This is a genomic window from Nonomuraea basaltis (assembly GCF_005893125.1).
GTDB classification, from domain to species: domain Bacteria; phylum Actinomycetota; class Actinomycetes; order Streptosporangiales; family Streptosporangiaceae; genus Nonomuraea; species Nonomuraea basaltis.
The window spans coordinates 16,344-38,303 of record NZ_VCJS01000118.1 but is presented as its reverse complement, the minus strand read 5'-3'; the positions used below and the strand labels follow the sequence as shown (position 1 = coordinate 38,303).

Here is a 21,960-nt window from a genome sequence, read left to right as displayed (position 1 = left end):
GGCTGTGTATAAGCGACAGCACCATCCCCCTGCCCACGGCCCTGGCCCGAGGGGTGATCGGGGTGGACACCAACGCCGACCACCTGGCCGCCTGGCAGCTGGACGTGCACGGCAACCCGATCGGCCGCCCGCGCCGCTTCGGCTACGACCTGTCGGGCACCGCCGAGCACCGCGACGCCCAAGTCCGCCACGCCCTGACACAACTGCTGGCCTGGGCGACGGCGCGCGGGGTGGCCGCGATCGCGATCGAAGACCTGGACTTCGCCGCGGAGAAGACCCGCGAGAAGCACGGCCGACGCAAGCGGTTCCGGCAGCTCATCTCCGGCATGCCCACCGCCAAGCTGCGTGCCCGGCTTGTCTCGATGGCCGGCGCGGCCGGGATCGCGATCGTCGCGGTGGATCCGGCGTACACCAGCAAGTGGGGTGCCCAGCACTGGCAGGCCCCGCTGACCGGAAAGAACAAGAAGCACCAGACGACGACTCGCCACGACGCGGCCGCGGTGGCGATCGGCAGGCGCGCCCAGGGGCATGCGATCCGGCGACGGACGGCACCGCCCCCGCACGACCGGAGCGATCGTGCGGGGCATCGGACCGTCCAGGCCGGACCGGATGCTTGTGGGGGTGAGGGACCCCGTCCCCGCATTCCCGGACCACGCACCCGATGCGTGCCGCCCGGATGCGGCGAGCACACGGGCGACCAGAACGCTCAACACCGTTCGGAGCGTTCGGCCGGGCATGAGCAACTCATGCTCAGTCCCTAGGAACGGTCCATCGGACGTGAACGTGCTGGTCCGCCTGGTGCCGCAGGAGCGCGAGGCGGGGCGGAACCTTGTCGGTGCGTGATGCCGGGGGCTTCCGGCGGCCGGCACGGAACTGGATCGGCCACTCGGCGCCTTCGCCCCGGTACTCCTGCTCGGCCGCGGCCTGCAGCGTCCACTGGGGGTTGTAGAGGTGGGTCCGCCCCAGGGCGCACAGGTCCGCTCGTCCGGCGAGCAGGATGGAGTTCACGTCGTCGTAGGAGGAGATGGCGCCCACGGCGATGACCTTCACGCCTGCCGGCTCGGCGACGCACCGGCGGATCTGGTCGGCGAACGGGGTCTGGTAGGAACGGCCGAACGCCGGCTTCTCCTCCTTGGTCACCTGTCCCGACGACACGTCGACGGCCGCTGCTCCGTGCTCGGCGAAGGCCCGGGCGATCTCGACGGCGTCCTGCGCGGTGTTGCCGTCCGGCACCCAGTCGCTCGCCGAGATGCGGACCGTTACCGGGATCTCCGTGGGAACGGCCGCGCGCACCGCGTCGAAGACCTCGAGGGGGAACCGCAGCCGATTGGTCAACGAGCCACCGTAGGCGTCGGTCCGCTTGTTGGCCACCGGTGAGAGGAAGGAGGAAAGGAGGTAGCCGTGCGCGGCGTGGATCTCGATGAGGTCGAAGCCGGCGGCGACGCCGCGTTCCGCGGCCGCGACGAAGTCGGCCACCACCTTCTCCAGGTCCTCGCGGCCTGCCTCGCGAGGCAGGTGGCACCCCTCCCCGTAGGGCAGGGCGGACGGGCCGATGACGTCCCAGTTGTCCTCGGTGAGGGGCTGGTCGATGCCCTCCCACATCAGCCTGGTGGAGCCCTTGCGCCCCGAGTGGCCGAGCTGGAGGCCTATCTTCGCGGTCGTCTGCGCGTGCACGAAGCCGGTCACGCGACGGTAGGCGTCACGCTGATCGTCGTTCCACAGACCGGTGCAGCCAGGGGTGATCCTGCCCTCTGGGGAGACACAGACCATCTCGGTCATCACGAGCCCGGCGCCGCCGAGCGCCTTGGAACCCAGGTGCACCAGGTGGAAGTCGTTGGGCACGCCCTCCTCTGCGGAGTACATGTCCATCGGCGACACGATGACCCGGTTCTTCAACCGCAAAGGTCCGATGTCGACCGGCTGGAACATCGCGGGAGCGACCTCCTCCGCCCCGGCAGCCTCGGCGAACGTCGCCTCGATGTGGCGGGCGAACTCCGGATCGCGCTCCTTGAGGTTCTCGAAGGTGATGCGCCGCGACCGGGTCAGCAGGTTGAAGCAGAACTGAGCGGGGTCCTGGCCGGAGTACATCCCGATGTTCTCGAACCACTCCAGCGAGGCCTGCGCCGCGCGCTGGGTCGACTCCACCACCGGCTTCCGCTCCCTCTCGTAACCCTCGAGCGCCTCGCCGAGCGACGGGTGCTCGTGCAAGCACGCCGCCAGAGCCAGGGCGTCTTCCATCGCCAGCTTCGTGCCCGATCCGATGGAGAAGTGCGCGGTGTGGGCGGCGTCCCCGAGGAGGACGACGTTGCCGTCGTACCAGCGCTCGTTGCGGACGGTCGTGAAGTTGAGCCACTTGGAGTTGTTCGTGAGCACCCGGTGCCCGGCGAGCTCGCCGGCGAAGATCTCCTTGATCTTCTCGACCGCGTACTCGTCGGATGCTCCAGGGGGGAACGACTCGCTCTCGGTCGCGTCGAATCCCGCGCGGCGCCACACGTCCTCGTGCATCTCGACGATGAAGGTCGAGCCGCTCGCGGAGTACGGGTACCCGTGAATCTGCATGGTGCCCCACTCCGTCTGCTTGACGAAGAACTGGAAGGCCTCGAACACCAGGTCCGTGCCCAGCCAGATGTACTTGTTCCGCCGGTGGTCGAGCGAGGGAACGAAGGAGTCCGCGTACTTGGTCCGGATCCTCGAGTTGAGGCCGTCGGCCGCCACGACGAGGTCGTGGGCGGCGCGCAGCTCGTCGGCGTCGGGCGCCTCGGTTTCGTAGCAGACCTTCACGCCCAGCTCTGCGGCGCGCTGCTGCAGCAGGTGCAGGAGCTCCTTCCGGCTCATGGCCGCGAACCCCTGCCCTCCTACCGTGAAGGCATGGCCGTTGAACTCGATGTCGATGTCGGTCCAGCGAGCGAAGCGGCGTGCCATCTGGTCGTAGATGACCGTGTCGGCGTTCTCGATCCCTCCCAGCGTCTCGTCGGACAAGACGACACCGAAGCCGAAGGTGTCGTCAGGGGCGTTGCGCTCCCAGACGGTGATCTCGTGGTCCGGGTTCAGCTGCTTCATCAGGGCCGCGAAGTAGAGACCACCAGGGCCGCCGCCGGCGATTGCGATCTTCAACGGGAATTCCTCTCACTGCGCGGCGACGACGCCGCTCTGCTCCGCTTCGACGATCTTCCGCAGGACGTAGTGCTGCAGCTTCCCGCTGGGGTTGCGTGGGAGCGACGCGCAGAAACGCACGTCGCGGGGGTACTTGTACGGCGCCAGTTGCCGCTTGACGTAGTCCTGGATCTCCTTGGCCTTCGCCGCGTCACCGTCGACGCCGTTCCTGAGCACGATGAAGGCGCACACGATCGCTCCCCGCTCGGGGTCGGGCTCGGCGACGACCGCGGACTCGATCACGTCCGGGTGCGTGTCGATGACCGCCTCGATCTCAGGACCACCGATGTTGTAGCCCGAGGAGACGATCATGTTGTCGGTGCGTGAGCAGTAGTGGAAGTATCCGTCCTCGTCTCGATAGAAGGTGTCACCGGTGATGTTCCAGCCGTTGACGACGTACGTCCCCTGGCGGGTGTCGTCCAGGTAGCGGCAACCGACCGGGCCGATCACAGCCAGCCGGCCCTCGACACCGGGAGGCAGTTCCTCGCCGTCCGGGCCGAGGATCGTCGCCCGGAAGCCGGGAACCGGCTTGCCTGTCGAACCGGGCCGGATGTCGTCGCCGGCTGCGGAGATGAAGATGTGCAGCATCTCCGTGGCTCCGATGCCATCGATGATCTTGAGCCCGATACCTGCCTCGACCTGCTCCCAGACGCCCTGCGGGATGTGCTCGCCGGCGCTCACCGCGGCACGCAGGCTCCCCAGCTTGGCGATCTTGCCCGCCTTCAGGATCTGCCTGTAGGCCGTCGGCGCGGTGGCCAGCACCGTGATCTTGTGTTCCTCGACGAGATCTGCGAGCCGCGTCGGTGTCGCGCTCTCCACGAGGAACACGCAGGCGCCCGCCCGAAGAGGGAACACCACGAGCATGCCGAGACCGAAGGTGAAGGCGAGGGGGGCCGTGCAGGCGACCACGTCATCGGCGGCGAGCTGGAGAATCCCCCGGCCGAACGTGTTGTCGATGGACAGGATGTCGCGGTGGAAGTGGGCGGTGATCTTGGGGACACCCGTGCTGCCCGAGGTCGGCCCGAACAGGGCGACGTCGTCGGCGGCGGTGAGAACGCCGGTGAACTCCCCCGGCTTGGCCGCGCAGCGAACCGTCAGATCCTCGCCGCCGGAGCCACCGAACGGCACCACCGTCAGGCCGGGGGCCTCGGAGGCGCGCACGGCCTCCACGTCCGCCACGAACCGATGGTCGACCAGCGCGATCGCCGGCTGGGACTTGGCCACCATGGGGGCGAGGTCACGGGCGCGCAGGGCCGGCATCGTCGTGACGACGATGCCCCCGGCCTTCAGCACCCCGAGCCAGCAGGCCACCGTCCAGGGGTTGTTCGGGGACCGGAGGAGAACCCGGTTGCCGGGCACGAGGCCGAGGTCCTCGACGAGCACCTGGGCGACCTGGTTGGCGCGCCGCTGGAGGTCGCCGTAGGTCCACATCTCGCCGGCGTCGGTACGGATCGCCGGTCGATGCTCACCGAAGGCCGCGACCGAGGCGTCGATGATCTCTCCGGCCGCGTTGAGGCGGTCCGGGTATCGCAGGAGGTCGGTCGTGAACTCCAGCCGCGGCCACCGCTCGGACGGCGGCAGGTGATCGCGGGCGAAGGTGTCGGTGTAGGAGGTGGGTGAGAGCTGCATCGGAGGCCCTTCCGGAGCCGCGAGCGCGGCCAAAACCGCAGGTGTGGAGAGTTCATGAGGGAGCACGATCAGGACGCGCGGATCATGCCTTCCTGGACGACCGTGGCCAGGTGTTGTCCGTCGCGAGTGAAGAAGCGTCCTTGACCGACACCGCGCCCGGCGCCTGCCGAGCCGGCTTCCTGCGCGTAGAGCAACCAGTCGTCGAGAACCCCTTCGCCCGGGACCCGGTGGAACCACATCGCGTGGTCCAGGCTCGCGGTGACCAGCCCGGGCTGAGCCCACGGCAGACCGAGCACGCGCAGCACCGGTTCGAGGATGGTGTAGTCGCAGACATAGGAAAGGGCCGCCAGGTCGCGCTGCGTGCGGGTCAGGCCCTCGACCGGTCGCAGGTCGTCGAAGGGCTTCACCCAGACGGCCTGGTAGGGCGCCCGCTCTCCGTCAACGGTCAGGTAGACGGGCCCCGGGTCGTGGCGCATGTCGAAGCCGCGTCCACCGCTCCAGTACGCCTTCGACTCCCGGGTCATCGTCCCGCCGGACCGCTCATCGAGGTATGCGGCCGAGGAGGGCAGCGTGCCGGGATCCGGGACCCCGGGAGGTCCTATGGCGAAGGTGCCGCCCGGCTCACCGGCGGCGAAGGACGCGAGCGCCACGTAGATCGGCCGCCCGTTCTGGTACGCGCGGACCTGCCGCGTGCTGTAACCGCGACCGTCGCGGAGCAGCTCCACCTCGTAACGGACCTCGGCTCCGATGTCGGCCGGGCGCATGAAGTAGGAGTGCATGGAGTGCAGGGTCTTTCCGGCCTCGGGCCCCTCCGGAACCGTCCGCATGGCCGCGGCCGCCGCCGCGGCCACCAGGTCACCGCCGTACGCCTTGGGCCAGGGGCAAGGCTGGGTCACCGCTGTGAAAGCCACGTCGTAGCGCTCCGGCTCGGCCTCGCTCAAGGTCACGGCGGCCGTGAACGTCTCAGAAGTGGGCACGGCGTCGTGCCTGACCGGGACCGTCACGGTCGCCCGATCCAGTCGCTCAGCGCCTCGTCCGCGACGTCCGCGAGATTGACGACGATGTTGTCGGGCGTGCGCGTGGTCATCCAGGTGAGAGGCCGGTTGCGGTCCAGGTTGCACTCGACGTGCGGCATGAAGGGCGGGACGAAGACCCAATCGCCTTCCTCCATGTCGATGTAGTCCTCGTACTTCTCGCCGAAGTAGATGCGCGCCCGGCCCGACAGGACGTATCCACCGGTCTCGGCCTCACCGTGGTGGTGGGGCACCGAACGGTAACCGGGCTCGTTGCCGACCTTCCCGAACCAGATCCGCCTCGCCGCTGTGTGCTGGGGACTCACACCGGCGATGCGCGAGGCACCCTCCGACTGGCCGGTCAGCAGGGACTCCAGCCCTCTTCGGGTGACGACCGGGACGACCAGGCCACTCTCGGTGGCATACATCGAGTTGTCCCCGTCGAGCTGGTAGTTGCTGAGATCTCCCTCGGTCGGCTGCATGGTCGACTCCTCATCGTTGGTGAATGCCATCCGGTAGCGCGGAACGCCGATCGACACGTCGTTGGCGACCGTGCGACCCCAGATCGCGGCAGCGGCCTCGGCCCGGCGGGTCCGCGGAGCCCGGCTCCCGCGACCGCGGCGCGGCCCGCACCTCCTCGCCGAGCAGGCCCGTCACGGATATGTCGTTTTTTTCACGTACGTCATATAAAGTCAATACCCTAGACCGCGGCGGCCTGACGGCAGCGCGGACCGAGACCCGACGGAGGCGTGATGACCCCGATCCCTGTCAACCCGGACGCCCTGCCGGTTCCGAGCGGCTACTCGCACGGAACCCTGATCGGCAACACGCTGTATCTGGGCGGCCAGACCGCACTCGACGAGAACATGAAGATTGTCGAAGGCGGCATCACGGAGCAGTTCCGCCAGGCCTTCCGCAACGTCCTCACCACGCTCCGCGAGGTGGGGGGCCGGCCGGAGGACCTGGTCAGCATCACGCTGTACCTCACCGACATCCCCGGCTACCAGGCGCACGGCAAGGAGATCGGCCGCGTCTGGCGCGAGCTCGCCGGACCCGTCTACCCGGCCATGGCCGGCATCGGCTGCACTGCACTGTGGCAGCCGGAGGCGATGATCGAGATCCTGGGCGTCGCCGTCATCCCCGAGGACAGGCTGATCCGGTCAGCCGCCGGAGACAGTGTGCGAGCCGAGCAGGGCGGGTAGTCCCCGATTCGTCCTCCTGGGGCGCTTCCCGCTTCGATTTGGCCGTGAGCCCAGGAGGCGGCGGCGCTCGCCCGGCAGCCCACTGGACGCACGCGGATGGACGATGAGCGCACGTCGCGCCCTACCGCGGACCGGCCGCCACAGCCTGACCGCTGTTTTCCCCGATCACCGAGCTCGTGAAGCGGTGCGCGGGCTCGGTCAGCCTGTGCTTCAGCTCATCGAACAACGCGGCCGCGCGCATCCCGTACCAATGGCGCGGCAGGAGCTCCGGCGGCAGACCCGGGTCGAGGAACGGCAACCGCCGCCATGCGGTCACCGCCCGTACATAGTCGCCGAACGCTTCCGCGTCACCGCCGGTGTCACTTGCCCGCCAGCGATTCAGCACCGAGCTGAACGACCTCAGAAACTCGTCGTAGAGCCGTTGCAGCCCCTCCAGGTCCCACCAGTGGCCCACCAGCTCGGTGACATCTCCGAACGCCAGGTAGTCGGCCTGGAACAGATCCACGTAGCCCGACAGCTCGTAGCGCTCCAGCACCTCACGGGTCTCCTCGTACAGGTAACGTGGCGCGATCCACACCCCCGACGCCGTCGTGCCGAATCCCAGCCAGCTCAGCCGCGACCGCAGCACATGCCGCTGCTGCCGCTGCGACTCGGGAACACTGAAGACCGCGAGCAACCACCCATCCGCCAGCTCAGCACGCTGCCGGCCGAAGATCCGCTGATCGCCCTCGTCCAAGATCTCCCGGGCCTGCCGAGACAGGCCATACCCGGCCGTACCGTTGACTCTCCGCGCCTCGAGGAGACCCCGGCGCTTCAACCGGGAGATGGCCGAACGCACCGACGGTTCGTCGACCTTGAGCTCCCCCATCAGCCGGATCAGCGCGGACACGCTGATCCAGCCGCCGACCTCGCGTGCGTACAACCCGTAGATCGTGACAATGAAGGACCGGGGCTGTGCCGACCTCGGTTCCGATCCTTCGGTCGCACTGCTTAGCGTCGTCACGTAGACACGATAACGCCACCCGCCCCAAGGCCTGCAAGGCCTGCAAGGGGGCCACGCCGCCGTTCTGGCGGAGGCGATTGGCCTGCACCGTCGTATGTACGGCCGGTCGGGTGCATACCGCCTCAGGTCTAAGGGATTCCCCCTAGGGAAAGCCGACGGCCACGTCAAAGCGTAAGAGTCGTACGCCGGCGGGAGGCGATCTCCGACAACCCCTCCGCCGCCACCCGCAGCAGAAGGACCAGTGTCGATCGTGAAATGTGCCGGATTGCCGACCGGATTCTGGCAAGTCCGTGGGGTGCCCTGTCAAGAGATCGCTGCTTACACTCCGGTTCGGAACTGAGCCCTTATGGGTGCCGTTCCCGCTCGTCACCCACCGGGGAGGGTCAGTGATCTCTCCGGCGTACCTCCAGACGGGGTGACATGACGCCTCCCAGGCGGCTTGGCGACGTCCACGCAGCCCCTCGATGTGGAGGTTCCCCGTGTCATCCAGCCCTCTCTTATCTCGCGCGCGGCGGTTGGCCGCGGTCGCCGCGAGTCTGAGCGTCGTCGTGGCCCTGAGCCCGGCGGCGGCTCTCGCCAGTCCGACGCCGTCCCCGCCGCCTTCGAAGTGGAAGGCCACTCCCCTGACCGGCGCCGAAGTGGTCGACGGCGCCAAGTCCCCGACGGGCAGGCTCGCCAAGAGCGACCAGGCCCTGCTGCGTAACAGGTCAGCGGCACCGGTCAACGTCGTGGTCAAGCTGGACTACGACTCGCTCGCCGCCTACCAGGGCGGGCTGCCCGGCCTGCCGGGCACCAGCCCCGCCGTCACCGGCAGGGCCCTCGACACCCGAAGCGCCGAGGCCAGGGAGTACACCGATCACATCGAGGACGTCGAGAACGCCTTCCTGGGCGAGCTGGTCAGGAACGTCCCCGGGGCCGTGGTCGGCCAGAAGATCAGAACCGTGTACGGCGGTATCGCGCTGCGGATCCCCGGTGACAAGGCGGCCGAGGTGCTGAAGCTGCCCGGCGCGGTCGCCGTGCAAGAGGACAAGCCGCAACAACTGCTCACCGACTCCAGCCCCGAGTTCATCGGCGCCCCCACCATCTACAACAAACTGGGCGGCAGCGACACGGCCGGCAAGGGCGTGATCGTGGGCGTGCTGGACAGCGGCGCCTGGCCCGAGCACCCGTCCTTCGCCGGCCGCTCCGGCCTGCCCGACCCGGCCCCGACCAAGGACGGCACACCGCGGGTGTGCGACTTCGGCGACAACCCGCTGACTCCCGCGAACGACCCGTTCACCTGCAACAACAAGCTGGTCGGCGGGCAGCCGTTCCTGGAGACGTACAACGCGGTCATCGGCGGCGATGTCTATCCGGAAAGCGCCCGCGACTCCAACGGGCACGGCACCCATACCGCCACCACGTCGGCCGGCGGCCCGGTGGCCGACGCGAACCCGCTGGGGATCAGCCGCGGGCCGATCAAGGGCATCGCGCCCGGCGCCGCGGTCTCGGTCTACAAGGTCTGCGGCGAGCAGGGCTGCTTCTCATCGGACTCGGCGGCGGCGGTGGCGCGGGCCATCCTGGACGGTGTCCGGGTCATCAACTTCTCGATCTCCGGTGGATCCGATCCGTACAGCGACCCGGTCGAGCTGGCGTTCCTCGACGCGTACGCCGCCGGCGTGCTCGTCTCGGCGTCGGCGGGCAACTCCGGGCCGGGCGCGAACACCACCGACCACCGCAGCCCCTGGGTGACCACGGTGGCCGCGTCCACGCAGACCAGGACGTTCCAGTCGACGATCACGCTGACCGGCGGCGGCGCGACGGCGACGATCAAGGGGGCCTCCATCACCCCGGGGATCACCTCGCCGCTGCCCGTGGTGCTCGCCTCGGCGCCGCCGTACTCGCGGCCGCTGTGTGACGCCCCAGCGCCCGCCGGGCTGTTCACCGGGAAGATCGTCGTCTGCGAACGCGGCCCGAACCGGGTGTTGAAGAGCTACAACGTCATGCAGGGCGGCGCGGCCGGGATGATCCTGTACAACAGCTTCCCGTTCGACGTCTTCACCGACGCCCACTGGATCCCGTCGGCGCACCTCCTCAAGCCCGAGTCGGACACGCTGCTGAGCTTCCTGTCGGCGCATCCGGACGCCACCGCGTCACTCACGCAGGGCGAGAAGACCACGTGGCAGGGCGACCGGATGACGTTCTTCTCCTCGCGCGGTCCCGGCGGGGACTTCCTCAAGCCGGACGTCACCGCGCCCGGCAACCACATCCTGGCGGGCATGACCCCGACGCCCGAATCGCCGCTGGAAGGGCCGCCCGGCAACTACTACCAGGTCATCTCGGGCACCTCGATGTCAGCGCCGCACGTGACGGGCGCGGCCGCGCTCGTGTTCGCCCTGCACCCGGACTGGACGCCGGGACAGGTGAAGTCGGCGCTCGAGACCACCGGCAAGACCGCGGTGACCAAGCAGGACGGGACCACTCCCGCGGACCCGTTCGACATGGGCGGCGGGCGCATCGACCTGACCAAGGCCGGCGACCCCGGCCTGACGCTGGACGAGACCGCGGCGAACTTCCTCGCCTCGGCCGCCGACCCGCTCAACCGGATCGACCTCAACCTGCCGTCGGTGAACGCCCCGACCATGCCGGGCGTCATCACGGCCAAGCGCATGGTCAAGAACGTCACGAACCGGACACTCACCTTCTCCGCCTCGGCCAAGACGGTCAGCGGCGCCAACATCACGGTGCTGCCGCCGCGCTTCTCCGTCGCGCCGGGCAAGACCGCCACGATAAGCATGGTGATCACCGCGCCTGAGCTGCCCGACGGGCAGTACTTCGGCCAGGTGGAGCTCAAGCAGGCCGGCGGCTCGCGGGCGCTGCACCTGCCGGTGGCGTTCTTCCGCCAGGAGGGCATCGTGCCGGTCGAGCAGACCTGCGCGCCGGCCACCATCGCCAGGAACACCGGCGAGTCCACCTGCACGGTCACCGTGCAGAACAACAGCCTGCAGAACGCCGAGGTCACCGCGCTCAGCACGCTCGACGCCCGGCTGCGGCTGAACAGCGTGACCGGCGCCACCAAGGTCGGCAGCCAGATCGCCACGGCCAAGGCGACGCTGACCGCCAGGCAACCCGACCGGCCGACGATCGCGCCGGGCGCCGGACCGGCCGGATACCTCCCGCTGGACGCGTTCGGGATCACGCCGACCGCGGTCGGAGACGAGCAGGCGCTGAACCTGAACGTGCCTTCGTACACCTTCGCCGGGAAGACCTACACCAGGCTCGGCGTGACCTCCAACGGCTACAGCGTGGCGGGCGGCACCAACGGGGCCGACGACATCGCGTTCCTCCCGCAGACGCTGCCCGATCCGGCGCGGCCCAATGGAGTGCTCGCCTCCTACTGGACCGACCTCGACGGCACCGGCGCTCCGGGCGTCTTCGCCGGCGTGCTGACCGACGGGGTCAACCGGTGGATCGTGCTCGAGTGGCGGGTCAACATCTTCGGCACCACCGACACCAAGGTGTTCCAGCAGTGGATCGGGGTGAACGGCGTCGAGGACATCAGCTACGCCTATGACCCGAACAACCTGCCCGGGTCTCCTCCCGCCGGGGCGGGGCTGACCGTGGGCGCCGAGAACGACGAGGGTACGGCAGGCGGACAGATCACCGGGCCGCCGACCGAGGATCTCGTCGTGAAGAGCACGCCTGGGGCTCCTGGCGGGAGCCTGACCTACTCGATGAAGATCAAGGGCGTCAGCCCGGGGACCGGCCGGGTGACGACGGCCACCTCGACACCTCAGGTGAAGGGGATCACCGTCGAAGTCGACAAGATAACCGTGCAGTGAGCGCGTAGGGCCGCGGGCGGTCGGGCCGCCCGCGGCTCTCGGACCGGCTTCGCGGGGTGGGCGCCGCCGGTTCCCACCCCGCGGACCTCATCGTCCGGTAGGCCATAGGCGCGGATGGTGGTCTGCTCCTCGGTGTTGCCCGCGGCGTCGCGCCCCTGCACACGCAGTGAGACGTAGCGTCTTCGGTTCTCTGTGTTTACATGAGTAAAACGGACACCGGCGTAGCCTCGTCGCATGCCGACCGAGGCCGGGATGCGATCCGGTGGAAGCCGACGCCGCGTCCGTCCGGCGAGCCGGGCTGACCGTGGCTGAGACCCGCGTTATCGGGGCCTGACTCCGCATTCCTGGATGGAGTGCCGCTCTTGGGCCACCGCCCCGCCGGACGCTGTCCCGTTGGTGCGGACACCGATGGGGCGGGGACCGGGCGGCTGCCGGGCGAGCTCTCCGGTGGGCAGCGCCAGCGGGTGGCGCCGGCCCGTGCCCTGGCGGCCCGGCCGGCCGTCTTGATCTGCGACGAGGTCACCTCCGCGCTCGGCACTGTGACCCAGGCAGGTGTGCTCGGGCTGCTCGACGGGCTGCGGGCCGACCTCGGCGTCGCCGTCGTGCTCATCACCCACGACGCTCATGTGGCCGCCGCGGTGTCGGATCGCCTGCTCGTGCTCGCCGACGGACGGGTCGCGAGGACCGGCCGGACTGGGGACCTGCTGCCGTGGGGCGTGCGGCCGGAGCTGCCACTCTCCGAGCTGCTCGGCGCGCCCGGCCGGGACTGCGGAGCCGTACCGGAAGGGCTGGCGACGGTGGCCGGCGAGGATCAGGACGCCTCGGACCCTGGCTCGGTTTCGCCCCCGTAGTCGTCCGCCCGGAGGTGGAATGTCATGGAACGAGCGCATTGAATGGCCGGATTCGGAGGACTCATCGCCTCTTGACAGGCAATCCGGATCACCCTCTATCTTGCTCATATGAACACCTCTTCAGATGAAAGTGTGGTGGCCGTGGACGGCTGTGCCGTCAAGGTGGTCGACCCCGATCGGGTCGCCGCCGTACGCGAGCGCATGCCCGCGGCCGAGGATCTGGCCGACACGGCCGATGTCTTCGGCCTGCTGTCCGATCCCGGCCGGCTGCGGTTGCTGGTCGCCCTGTTGGACGGCGAGCTGTGCGTGTGCGACCTGGCGGCGGTGACCGGGCATAGTGAGTCGGCCGCCTCCCATGCTCTGCGGTTGCTGCGCGCGCACCGCATCGTCGCCGCACGCCGCGCCGGCCGGATGGCCTACTACCGGCTGGCCGACCCGCACGTGCGGATGCTGCTCGACCTGGCGCTCGCCCACACCGAGCACACCGAGCTGATTCACCCCGAGCGCGACGGGACGCCGTGATGGGCACCGGACACGGGCACGGGCATGGGCATGCGGGCGGCCGGCACCGTTGGCGGCTGGCGGTCTCCTTCGCCCTGATCGGCGCCTATTTCATGGTCGAGCTGGCCTACGGCCTGATCTCAGGCTCGCTGGCGCTGCTGTCGGATGCCGGGCACATGGCCGCCGACGTGGTCACCCTCGGCGCCGCGCTGGTCGCCACCCGGATCGCCACTCGGCCCGACACCACCGGCCGGCGCAGCTACGGCTCCTACCGGGCCGAGGTGTTCGCCTCCCTGCTCGCCGTGATCATGATGCTCGGCGTCGCGCTCTACGTCGTCGTCGAGGCCGTCGGCCGTATCGGCGGACCGGCCGAGGTCTCCTCCGGCCCCATGCTCGTCGTCGGCGCCATCGGCCTGGCCGTCAACCTCATCGCGCTTCTGCTGCTGCGCTCCGGAGCCGGCGAAAGCCTCAACGTCAAAGGCGCCTACCTCGAAGTCGTGGCCGACACCGCCGGCTCGGTCGGCGTCATCATCGCCGGCTGGCTGGTGGCCGCCACCGGCCAGCCGTTCTGGGACACCCTGGTCGCGTTGGCCATCGGCCTCTTCGTCGCCGTGCGCGCCATCGCGCTCGGCCGCCAGGTCTTCGCCGTGCTGGGCCAGCACGTCCCCGAAGGGCTGGACGCCACGGCAGTCGCTGCCGACCTGGCCGCCATCGACGGCGTCCGTGACGTGCACGACCTGCACCTGTGGACGCTGACCTCCGGCATGAACGTGGCCACCGCCCACCTGGTCACCGGCGACCACAGCGACAACCACGCCGTCTTGGACCAGGCCCGCGACCTGCTGCGCCGACGGCACGGCGTGGCTCACGCCACGCTGCAGGTGGAACCGGCCGACCACCGCGGCTGTGACGAACTGGACTGGTGACCGGCCCAGGCCCTGCGACCCATCACCCCTTCATCGACCCCCCACCCGCCTTCCGCGGGCGGGACGGGCAGTTCCACGGGCCGCGCGGCCTAAGCGGAGATCGATAACGTCAACGTCGGGTCACACGGTCTCGGCACATGTCAGGCCGCTGATCGCGGCGAGACCTTCGCGTTGCAGTTCGACCAGATCGCGGGTCTCATCGGGAGCGATCCACCGGGCGAAGGCCGTTTTGAACACCAGAACGACCAGTTCACCGGCCAGGCAAGCGGTCACATCGGCGACGCCGCGTGCGACGAGCGCGGTGGTCACGGCGTGGGAGAGCTTCGCCAGCTTGAGCAGCTCGCGCTCCCGCAACTGCTCGTTCGCCGCGATGATCCCGTTCCGCACGCGGGCGAAATCCCGGCCCCGCACGTCCTGCAGTGCCCGGCCCCCGGCATCGAGCGCCGCGACGAGCAGGCCGGCCACGGACGCGTCCGCCGGCGCGTCGGCGATCGCGTCCACGAAGACCGCCTCGAGCTGCTCCTCGCCGGCGAACAGCACCTCGCGCTTGTCCGCGAAATACCGGAAGAACGTCCGCTCGGTCACCCCGGCCCGCTCGGCGATCCCGGCCACGGTCGTCGCCTCGAAGCCGTCCTCGGCGAACAGCTCCATCGCCGCCCGCTGCAGACGATCTGACGCTCCAGGTGCCCAACGTGCCATGTCCGGATCGTAACCGGAATCACAGTGATGACATAGCCTGACATCAGCTCTATGCTAGCGATGTCAGGATCTGACATCATCTAGGGAAGCGAGCACACCATGCACGTCTTCGTCACCGGAGCGTCCGGATTCATCGGCCGCGCCGTCGTCGCCGAACTCATCGCCGCCGGTCACGAGGTGACCGGCCTGGCCCGCTCCGAGGCATCGGCATCCGTCATCAAGGATCTCGGGGCGGACGTCCACCGCGGCGACCTCGACGACCTCGACCAGATCCGCCAGGGCGCAAGCGCGGCCGACGGCGTGGTCCACCTCGCGAACAAGCACGACTGGGCCCACCCCGAAGTCTCCAACCACGCCGAACGGGCCGCGGTCCAGATCATCAGCGACACGCTCGTGGGGTCCGATCGGCCGTTCGTGTTCGCGGCCGGCCTCGCTCTGCCCGGCCTCGGACGCCCGTCGACAGAGCGGGATCCCAATCCCGCCGTCGGCCCGGACTCACCGCGCGGCGGCGCCGAGAACCTCGCCCTGACCTACGCCGACCGTGGCGTACGCGCCATCCCCGTCCGCTTCGCTCCGACCGTCCACGGCGAAGGCGACCACGGCTTCATCTCCATCGTCGCCCAAACCGCCCGACGACGCGGAGCCTCCCTCTACCCCGGCGACGGACGCAATCGCTGGCCCGCCGTCCACCGGTCCGACGCCGCACACCTGGTCCGACTCGGGCTCGAGAACGCCCCCGCCGGCACGACCCTGCACGCCGCCGCCGAGGAGGGCGTGCCCGTCCGGCGGATCGCCGAAGCACTCGCCGGCCGCCTCGGCGTGCCGGCGAAGTCCGCCCCGGCAGAGCAGATCGCCGACGAGATCCCGTTCGTCGGCCGGTTCCTCGCCGCCGACATCCCCGCCACGAGCAAGATCACGCGCGACCTGCTCGGCTGGCGACCCACGGGCCCCACCCTCCTGGACGACATCGCCGCCGGCCACTACGACCAACCCTGAACCGCCACCCCGCTTCGGAACACATCTCTCACACACCGGAGGACATCCAAGACCTGGCAACTACGACGGCACGAGCGTCGTGATCACGGGCGGCAGCAGCGGGTTCGGCCGCGAGTCAAGCGCCCCTGCGCACGCCGCAGAGCTTGATATGTCCCCGGCCAGACGATGCCAGTCCTCAGACGAGGCGCAAGTCTCATGGCCTTCAGTGGTCGTCCCAATGCCCTTCGTGCGAGGCGTGACGGTGTCCGTCGTGGACGTAGTCGACGTGATCCGTGTGCGGGACGGCCACGTGCCCGCACTCGGGCCCGTGCTGGTGGTCATGGCCCCCATGCGCGGCGTGCGACTTCGGCTCGCACTCGTCCACGTGATCGTCATGGACGCGGTGCAGGCAACCGTCGTGGACATAGTCGACGTGATCATCATGCGGGACGACCACATGCCCGCAGCCGGGTCCATGCTCGTGAGTGTGATCGACGTGCTGACGGTGTTCGGCAGTCACTGACATGTTCAGACTCCCTATCGGTTCGATACCGAAGATCCTTATAGGGGTGTTCTGCCACATTTCAGGCTACGCCCTAAATGGTGATATTGGGCAGCTTCATACTCGACGACCCGGCCAGCGCTTCGATCTTGCCACGCCATCGGAGCCGGAGCGAGAGCCCGATTCCCGCTCTGCCGGACTTGACGTCACATGCGATGACATCGACAATGATTTTCATTTCGTGGCAAAGGAGACCCTGTGCCCATCCCTGTCGCCCTGGTCGCGGGCCTGCACGACAGCGCCCGGACCGCCGCGGTCGATCAGCTGTTGCGGCGTCATCCAGGAGCCGTCGCGATCCATCACGACCTGACCTCCATCGACGCAGGTCTGGTCGAGCGCGTGGTCCGCGACGTCTCCGGCGTGCTGGACCGCGCCGAGGTACGCCTGGCACACGGCTGCGTCACCTGCACCGTCCGCGAGGATCTCCTTCCCGAGCTGCTGCGCCGCTCCTCCATGGCGTCCCTGCTGATCGTGGACCTGTGGGACTCGGTCGAGCCGCGCCCGGTGGCCGAGACCCTGGCCGGGCAGGAGGCGTCCGGCCGGCTCTACCTGGCCTGCGTACACACCGCGCTGGACGCCGAGCACATGCCCGCAGACATCTGCCGGGGCGACCGCCTGAGCGAGACCGGCCAGGCGGCGGGCGACGACCAGCGCTACCTGGCCGAGGTGCTGGCCCGGCAGATCGAGTACGCCACCAGCCTGTCCCTGCACGACGGCGACGCCGAGGACGCCGAGCTGTCGACCGCCGTGCTCGGGCACCTGGCCCCACACACACCGATCCTCACCGAACCCGAGGTCGCCGGAGCCGCGTTGTGCGTGCACGAGCTGGCCGAACGCGTCGACCCGGCCACCGCCCAGCTCCCAGCCGACGCCCAGACAGGCGAGATCAGCACCCTCGTCTGGCGCCGCCTGCGCCCGCTCCACCCGAGCCGGTTGTTCGACGCCATGGACGAGCTGGTCACCACGACGGTCCGCGCCCGCGGCCGGTTCTGGCTGGCCAACCGGCACCAGCGCATGCTCGCCTGGGACGCGGCGGCGGGCGCGGTCTCCGTGGAGGACGCCGGGCCATGGCTGGCGTCGCTGCCCGAGGCGGCCTGGGACCTCGTCTCCCCGGCCCGGCGCGCCGCCGCCGCCCTGGACTGGAACCCGATCGTCGGCGACCGCGTCCAGCACCTGGTCTTCACCGGGCCCGACCTCGACCGCGACCGCATCGTCTCCCTGCTCGACTCGTGCCTGATCGACCACGATGACGCCCTGCCCGGCGCCGCGGAGTGGGCCGGCCACGACGACCCGTTCGCCCCCCTGCTGGATCTGAAGGAGAGTGCGTGAAGCCCCGCCGTACACCCAGAAAGAAGACCAACCCGCCGCTCGGGATCGGCGTGATCGACTTCAAGGACGCCGGCCTGCTGCGCAAGTTCGTCTCGGACCGAGGCAAGATCCGCAGCCGCCGGGTGACCGGCGTGACGGTGCGGCAGCAGCGACAGCTCGCCCGCGAGATGGCCCTGCTCCCCTACTCCTCCAGGGCCGGGTGAACGCATGACGGGCCAGTACGAGCGCCGCGCCCGGGGTGGAGATCTTCGGGACGTGGCTCATCACCAGAGCAGGCGACGTCACCACCTGAACGCAGGCGGCATCGGCCGCGGTTCCTCGGCCGCGGCCTACTTTGCGACCGCGGTGGGGCACGTTGATCAAGCCACGCCATCAGCGCCCCAACCTTCGAGATCTAGGCACTTGAAGGGTCACAGTGGCCCCTCTACGAGGGCCGTCGCTCGGCAAAGGCGGTCTGGCCACCGAAGCGGGAGCGCAGGCGCACGTCGTAGTAGTCGGCGGCCTCGGCGAGCCAGTCGCAGGAGTTGGCCAGTTCGGCGCTGGTCAGGGTCTCGGCGAGCAGTTCCGAGGCGGCGAACACGGTGCCGTCGCGCCAGAAGACGCGCAGGAAGCTGAGTCGCCCGTTCAGCTCGTTCAGTTCCTCTAGCAGGCCCTGGGACTGGTCGATCCCGCGAAGCAGCGGAGAGAACACCCGCACGACGGGCGGCGTGGCCTCCACAAGACGGACGTAGACCACCGCCGTACCGGATCGGATGGCGACGGGCTCGGCGGAGATGTCGGTAGTGAGGGGTTGTCCGTCGAGGTATCCGGAGATGAGCCGGTGAATCCGAGTTCGAAGGGGTGCGTGATTCGGCACGCCTCGAAGCTACCCCGCTTCACCCGGATGTGCCGGGCCGTCCGGGTGGCAGGAAACCCCGGCGCCGGGCCTCTTTGACCCACCGATGCGCGGTGGTGATCGGGATGTCACGGAGCTCGGCGAGCTCGGCCGCGGGCCGTGCGGAGGTCTGGGCGAGTTCGTGATAGGTGTCGGCGATCTCCCGGTAGAAGCCGTCGGGACGTCCTCGTTTCTGGGCCGGTGGAGGGCGGGGAAGGGCATGGTCGGGGGTGGTCATCTCCCAACCCTCACCGTTGAGCGAGGGCAGCTCGGCCTGTCGGCGACGGCTCGCCGCTACCGGCGTGATGACGTCGTCGACGGCGGTGAGCTGCGCGTTGGCGGCGGCCTCGATGCGCCCCACCGGGATCGAACGCAGCAGTTCGGCGGTCGGGGCACCGTCGATGCGCAGCCCGGTGAGCACCAAGCGTCCGCCGGCGGCCACGGCGATCCGCACCAGCACCGTGCCGGAGAGTGGCGGCTCTTGGCGCCACTCGTACCAGTCCTTCCCCACGGGAAAGAGCCGTCCTCGCATCCCGCAAGTGTATCGACCCATTGCGCGCATCTAGACGTCTAAGTACGCTTATCTCGACCCATAGGGATGTGACGCGCATGTTAGTGCTTCCACTGATCGCCGCCGCTCTCCTGCTGCCGGTGGCGATGATCCTGCTGTTCTCGATCCATCGCGTCGGACCCGACCAGGTCGGTCTCGTCATCAAGCGGTGCGGCTTGCGAACCTCCCGTTGATGCGACTCCCGAGGAACCCCAGCCATGGCAGCGCAGCCGGGAGGTCTGGGTTGATTTGAAGATGGCGCACTGAAGGCAGTTCACCGAGGAGGAGCGGGAGATCGTGCTCCATTCCCTGGAGATCTATGCGAAGGCTGCGAGGAGGATAAGGGATGAAACTGATCCATCTGTCTGAGATCGACTCCTCCGTGATCGATCTGGTGGGCGGCAAGGCCGCCGGGCTCGGCGAGATGATCAAGGCTGGCGAGCGCGTCCCGGACGGCTTCTGCCTGACCATCGAGTCCTACAAATCCCGAGATCTCCCCCAGAAAGAGCTGATCGACGCCTATCAGCGGCTCGGCGGCGGCCGGGTCGCGGTCCGCTCCAGCGCCACCGCCGAGGACCTGCCGCACGCCAGCTTCGCCGGCCAGCAGGACACCTACCTCAACATCGAAGGCGCCGACCAGCTCATCGACGCGATCCGCAGATGCTGGGACTCCCTGCACACCGAACGCGCGGTCGCCTACCGCGCCACCGCCGGCATCGACGACTCCGCCATGGCCGTGGTGATCCAACGCATGATCGACCCGGCTGTGGCCGGCGTCCTGTTCACCGCCAACCCGATCACCGGCTGCCGCGCCGAAATGGTCGTCGACGCCGCCCCCGGACTGGGCACCGCCATCGTCGACGGCACCGTCGTGCCCGACCACTACGTCCTCGACCAGCACGCGCCGGCCGTACCGGACCACGACGACGGGGTCCTCGACGAACAGCAGCTCGACCAGCTGCGAGAAGCCGGGCGACGGCTGCAAAGGCATTTCGGCTCACCGCAGGACATCGAGTGGGCGATCGATCCGGACGGCGTGCTGTGGCTGCTCCAGTCCCGGCCGATCACCACCCTCTTCCCGCTCCCCCCGGACACCGGCGAGACCCGGCTCTACCTCGAGATCGGCCACATCCAGGGGATGCTCCGGCCGTGCACGCCGATGGGGGTGTCCCTGCTCAAGACCGGATCGGCGATGTGGTTCAAGGCGGTGGGCGCCAAGATCGATCCGCGTGACCCGCTGCCTCGGCTCGTCCCCATCGGCGGGCGGCTCTACTTCGACCTGACCGACTTCGTCCGCAACAAGGCCATGCGCAAGCGGCTGCCGACGTCCCTGGAGATCTACGGGCCGCGCGTGCAGAGCGCCGTCGTACGCATGATGGACGATCCGCGGTTCGCCCCACGACGCGGTCTGCCGTTCCACCTCAGCACCGCGTTCAAGATGACGTCGGTGCTCCTGCCGAGAGCGATCGCCGGGTTCGTGTCGAGCATGGCCCGCCCGGATGCGGCCCGCGCCCGGGCCTACCGCGGCGTCGAGGAGATCAAGCGCCGGACGGCACCGCCGCCCGAGCCGGCCACCGCGGCCGAGCGGCTCCGCTGGGTCATCGAGGACTCCCACAAGGCGATCATGAGTCCCGACATGATGGGGATCGTGTGGCCACTGATGACCGGCATCGTCGCGGGGGTGGCCCCGGCGGGGCTGCTCAAGGGCGTCGCCTCGGAGGAGGAGCTGGACATCGTCCTCGGCGGGATGCCGTACAACGTGACCACCGAGATGGACCTCGCCCTCTGGGGGCTCGCGGTGAACGCGCGGAAGCACCGCGCCCTGTTCCTCAACACCCCGCCGGAGGTAGTCGCCGCGAAATTCCGCGCGGGTGAACTCCCGGACATTGGGATGGCCGGATTCCTGGAGAAGTACGGCATGCGCGCGGCGGCCGAGATCGACGTCGGCGTGCCCCACTGGGAGGAGGACCCGGCACCGCTCTTCGCCACGATCGCCAACTACCTCCGCGTCGGCGACCCCGAGCAGGCGCCCGACCGGCGGTTCGCGCAGGCAGCGGAGAAGGCGGAGAAGATGATCGAGACGCTGTCACGGAGGGCGCGGCGCAAGAGGCCGGTGCGCGGCCGGCTCGCGGCGTTCTTCATGCGCCGGTCGCGCCGGCTCACCGGCCTCCGGGAGATCGGGAAGTTCGCCTGGCTGCCCGCGATCCAGGCGGCGCGCCGGCAGCTCCTCCTGGTCGGCGGCGATCTGGTCTCTCGCGGCCTGCTGGAGCGCGCCGACGACATCATGTTCCTGAGCCTCGATGAGGCACGCGCAGCCGTACATGACGGGGCCGGCCATCGGGACCTGGTCGCGGCGCGGCGCGCCGAGTACGAGCGGGAGCTGCGGCGGCCCATCGTCCCGGGTGCCCTGCTCTCCGACGGAACCGACGTGGAGGCGCTCGCTCCAGCGGAGCCCGCGCAGGACGGGGTGCTGACCGGGATGTCCGGGGCCGCAGGCCTGGCGACCGGCAGGGCGCGGGTGATCCGCGACCCGGCCGGCGCGCATATCGAGCCCGGCGAGATCCTCGTGGCCCCCACCACGGACCCTGGCTGGACCCCGTTGTTCATGACCATCGGCGGGCTGGTGACCGAGACAGGGTCACCCGTGGCACACGGTCCTACCGTCGCACGGGAGTACGGCATCCCGGCCGTCATCTGCGTCCGCAACGCCACGCACGAGATCAAGACCGGACAGTTGATAACGGTCGACGGGACCGCGGGCACGGTGCGGGTGGAGGAGAACGGCTGACGGCTCAGCCCTTCAAACCACTACACAGGTTGAAAGGTCAGGGTTCATGGCAGCCTTGGGCGGCGGTCGGGCCGGTGTGAGCGA

At 69.4% G+C, this 21,960-nt stretch carries 19 protein-coding genes and 1 pseudogene; 12 read left to right on the top strand and 8 right to left on the bottom strand.

Annotated features, from left to right (window positions below; genetic code table 11):
• Positions 1 to 761: pseudogene (locus EJK15_RS40700) on the top strand (IS200/IS605 family element transposase accessory protein TnpB); the annotation flags it as partial.
• Here the strand turns inward: EJK15_RS40700 and EJK15_RS40695 are convergent.
• The 4 genes from EJK15_RS40695 to EJK15_RS40680 all read right to left on the bottom strand — a co-directional run bounded on the left by EJK15_RS40695 (position 751) and on the right by EJK15_RS40680 (position 6,277).
• Positions 751 to 3,114, bottom strand: a complete 2,364-nt coding sequence (locus tag EJK15_RS40695) for a bifunctional salicylyl-CoA 5-hydroxylase/oxidoreductase (RefSeq protein ID WP_138715819.1) — start codon at positions 3,112 to 3,114, stop codon at positions 751 to 753. The pseudogene EJK15_RS40700 and the gene EJK15_RS40695 sit on opposite strands and share 11 nt — an antisense overlap.
• Positions 3,115 to 3,126: 12 nt before the next feature.
• Positions 3,127 to 4,782: an AMP-binding protein gene (locus EJK15_RS40690; protein ID WP_138715818.1), complete on the bottom strand. Its 1,656-nt coding sequence runs from the start codon at positions 4,780 to 4,782 to the stop codon at positions 3,127 to 3,129.
• Positions 4,783 to 4,850: 68 nt separating this feature from the next.
• Positions 4,851 to 5,759: an acyl-CoA thioesterase gene (locus EJK15_RS40685; protein ID WP_138715817.1), complete on the bottom strand. Its 909-nt coding sequence runs from the start codon at positions 5,757 to 5,759 to the stop codon at positions 4,851 to 4,853.
• Positions 5,760 to 5,782: 23 nt separating this feature from the next.
• The gene (locus EJK15_RS40680; protein WP_138715816.1) at positions 5,783 to 6,277 is read right to left on the bottom strand and encodes a cupin domain-containing protein; all 495 of its coding nucleotides are present in this window, start codon (positions 6,275 to 6,277) and stop codon (positions 5,783 to 5,785) included.
• Positions 6,278 to 6,547: 270 nt separating this feature from the next.
• On the opposite strand from EJK15_RS40680, the gene EJK15_RS40675 reads away from it, so the two are divergent.
• The gene (locus EJK15_RS40675; RefSeq protein ID WP_138715815.1) at positions 6,548 to 6,997 is read left to right on the top strand and encodes a RidA family protein; all 450 of its coding nucleotides are present in this window, start codon (positions 6,548 to 6,550) and stop codon (positions 6,995 to 6,997) included.
• A 121-nt stretch (positions 6,998 to 7,118) separates the two neighbouring features.
• Here EJK15_RS40675 and EJK15_RS40670 read toward each other — a convergent pair whose 3' ends face one another.
• A complete protein-coding gene (locus EJK15_RS40670; protein ID WP_240777531.1) occupies positions 7,119 to 7,919 on the bottom strand; it encodes a PaaX family transcriptional regulator in 801 nt (266 codons plus the stop codon).
• A gap of 560 nt (positions 7,920 to 8,479) precedes the next feature.
• On the opposite strand from EJK15_RS40670, the gene EJK15_RS40665 reads away from it, so the two are divergent.
• From EJK15_RS40665 to EJK15_RS40650, 4 genes are all read left to right on the top strand, one after another.
• Positions 8,480 to 11,821: a S8 family serine peptidase gene (locus EJK15_RS40665; RefSeq protein WP_206061399.1), complete on the top strand. Its 3,342-nt coding sequence runs from the start codon at positions 8,480 to 8,482 to the stop codon at positions 11,819 to 11,821.
• A gap of 362 nt (positions 11,822 to 12,183) precedes the next feature.
• Positions 12,184 to 12,672, top strand: a complete 489-nt coding sequence (locus EJK15_RS40660) for an ATP-binding cassette domain-containing protein (protein ID WP_240777530.1) — start codon at positions 12,184 to 12,186, stop codon at positions 12,670 to 12,672.
• A gap of 108 nt (positions 12,673 to 12,780) precedes the next feature.
• A complete protein-coding gene (locus tag EJK15_RS40655; protein WP_138715811.1) occupies positions 12,781 to 13,194 on the top strand; it encodes an ArsR/SmtB family transcription factor in 414 nt (137 codons plus the stop codon).
• Positions 13,194 to 14,099, top strand: a complete 906-nt coding sequence (locus tag EJK15_RS40650) for a cation diffusion facilitator family transporter (protein ID WP_138715810.1) — start codon at positions 13,194 to 13,196, stop codon at positions 14,097 to 14,099. Before EJK15_RS40655 ends, EJK15_RS40650 begins: the two co-directional genes overlap by 1 nt.
• Positions 14,100 to 14,219: 120 nt before the next feature.
• Here the strand turns inward: EJK15_RS40650 and EJK15_RS40645 are convergent, their stop codons facing one another.
• The gene (locus EJK15_RS40645) at positions 14,220 to 14,798 is read right to left on the bottom strand and encodes a TetR family transcriptional regulator (protein ID WP_138715809.1); all 579 of its coding nucleotides are present in this window, start codon (positions 14,796 to 14,798) and stop codon (positions 14,220 to 14,222) included.
• Positions 14,799 to 14,897: 99 nt separating this feature from the next.
• Here EJK15_RS40645 and EJK15_RS40640 point away from each other — a divergent pair, with 99 nt between their 5' ends.
• From EJK15_RS40640 to rpsR, 4 genes are all read left to right on the top strand, one after another.
• Positions 14,898 to 15,794 carry an SDR family oxidoreductase gene (locus EJK15_RS40640; protein ID WP_138715808.1) on the top strand — a complete coding sequence of 299 codons (897 nt, stop codon included), beginning with the start codon at positions 14,898 to 14,900 and terminating at the stop codon, positions 15,792 to 15,794.
• 250 nt (positions 15,795 to 16,044) lie between these two features.
• Positions 16,045 to 16,296: a hypothetical protein gene (locus tag EJK15_RS71270; protein WP_171074818.1), complete on the top strand. Its 252-nt coding sequence runs from the start codon at positions 16,045 to 16,047 to the stop codon at positions 16,294 to 16,296.
• 237 nt (positions 16,297 to 16,533) lie between these two features.
• A complete protein-coding gene (locus EJK15_RS40630; RefSeq protein ID WP_138715806.1) occupies positions 16,534 to 17,664 on the top strand; it encodes a CobW family GTP-binding protein in 1,131 nt (376 codons plus the stop codon).
• On the top strand, positions 17,661 to 17,867 hold the full coding sequence (gene rpsR / locus EJK15_RS40625) for a 30S ribosomal protein S18 (RefSeq protein WP_138715805.1): 207 nt from the start codon (positions 17,661 to 17,663) through the stop codon (positions 17,865 to 17,867). Before EJK15_RS40630 ends, rpsR begins: the two co-directional genes overlap by 4 nt.
• 221 nt (positions 17,868 to 18,088) lie before the next feature.
• On the opposite strand, the gene EJK15_RS40620 is transcribed toward rpsR, so the two are convergent.
• Positions 18,089 to 18,520 carry a T3SS (YopN, CesT) and YbjN peptide-binding chaperone 1 gene (locus EJK15_RS40620; protein WP_138715804.1) on the bottom strand — a complete coding sequence of 144 codons (432 nt, stop codon included), beginning with the start codon at positions 18,518 to 18,520 and terminating at the stop codon, positions 18,089 to 18,091.
• Positions 18,521 to 18,539: 19 nt separating this feature from the next.
• Positions 18,540 to 19,070 (bottom strand): hypothetical protein, encoded by a 531-nt coding sequence (locus EJK15_RS40615; RefSeq protein WP_138715803.1) that lies wholly within the window; start codon positions 19,068 to 19,070, stop codon positions 18,540 to 18,542.
• A 77-nt stretch (positions 19,071 to 19,147) separates the two neighbouring features.
• On the opposite strand from EJK15_RS40615, the gene EJK15_RS76620 reads away from it, so the two are divergent.
• Together EJK15_RS76620 and EJK15_RS40610 are read left to right on the top strand one after the other, a co-directional pair.
• On the top strand, positions 19,148 to 19,282 hold the full coding sequence (locus EJK15_RS76620; RefSeq protein ID WP_276615481.1) for a hypothetical protein: 135 nt from the start codon (positions 19,148 to 19,150) through the stop codon (positions 19,280 to 19,282).
• A 152-nt stretch (positions 19,283 to 19,434) separates the two neighbouring features.
• Positions 19,435 to 21,876: a PEP/pyruvate-binding domain-containing protein gene (locus EJK15_RS40610; RefSeq protein WP_138715802.1), complete on the top strand. Its 2,442-nt coding sequence runs from the start codon at positions 19,435 to 19,437 to the stop codon at positions 21,874 to 21,876.
• Positions 21,877 to 21,960: the final 84 nt, after the last annotated feature.

What these genes read in the sequence shown, in the direction of transcription:
- EJK15_RS40680 (WP_138715816.1), bottom strand. Translation starts at nt 6,277, where the DNA reads ATGCAGCCGACCGAGGGAGATCTCAGCAACTACCAGCTCGACGGGGAC.
- EJK15_RS40615 (WP_138715803.1), bottom strand. Translation starts at nt 19,070, where the DNA reads ATGCGAGGACGGCTCTTTCCCGTGGGGAAGGACTGGTACGAGTGGCGC.
- EJK15_RS40640 (WP_138715808.1), top strand. Translation starts at nt 14,898, where the DNA reads ATGCACGTCTTCGTCACCGGAGCGTCCGGATTCATCGGCCGCGCCGTC.
- EJK15_RS40690 (WP_138715818.1), bottom strand. Translation starts at nt 4,782, where the DNA reads ATGCAGCTCTCACCCACCTCCTACACCGACACCTTCGCCCGCGATCAC.
- EJK15_RS40650 (WP_138715810.1), top strand. Translation starts at nt 13,194, where the DNA reads ATGGGCACCGGACACGGGCACGGGCATGGGCATGCGGGCGGCCGGCAC.
- EJK15_RS40655 (WP_138715811.1), top strand. Translation starts at nt 12,781, where the DNA reads ATGAACACCTCTTCAGATGAAAGTGTGGTGGCCGTGGACGGCTGTGCC.
- EJK15_RS40610 (WP_138715802.1), top strand. Translation starts at nt 19,435, where the DNA reads ATGAAACTGATCCATCTGTCTGAGATCGACTCCTCCGTGATCGATCTG.
- EJK15_RS76620 (WP_276615481.1), top strand. Translation starts at nt 19,148, where the DNA reads ATGTTAGTGCTTCCACTGATCGCCGCCGCTCTCCTGCTGCCGGTGGCG.
- EJK15_RS40645 (WP_138715809.1), bottom strand. Translation starts at nt 14,798, where the DNA reads ATGGCACGTTGGGCACCTGGAGCGTCAGATCGTCTGCAGCGGGCGGCG.
- EJK15_RS40675 (WP_138715815.1), top strand. Translation starts at nt 6,548, where the DNA reads ATGACCCCGATCCCTGTCAACCCGGACGCCCTGCCGGTTCCGAGCGGC.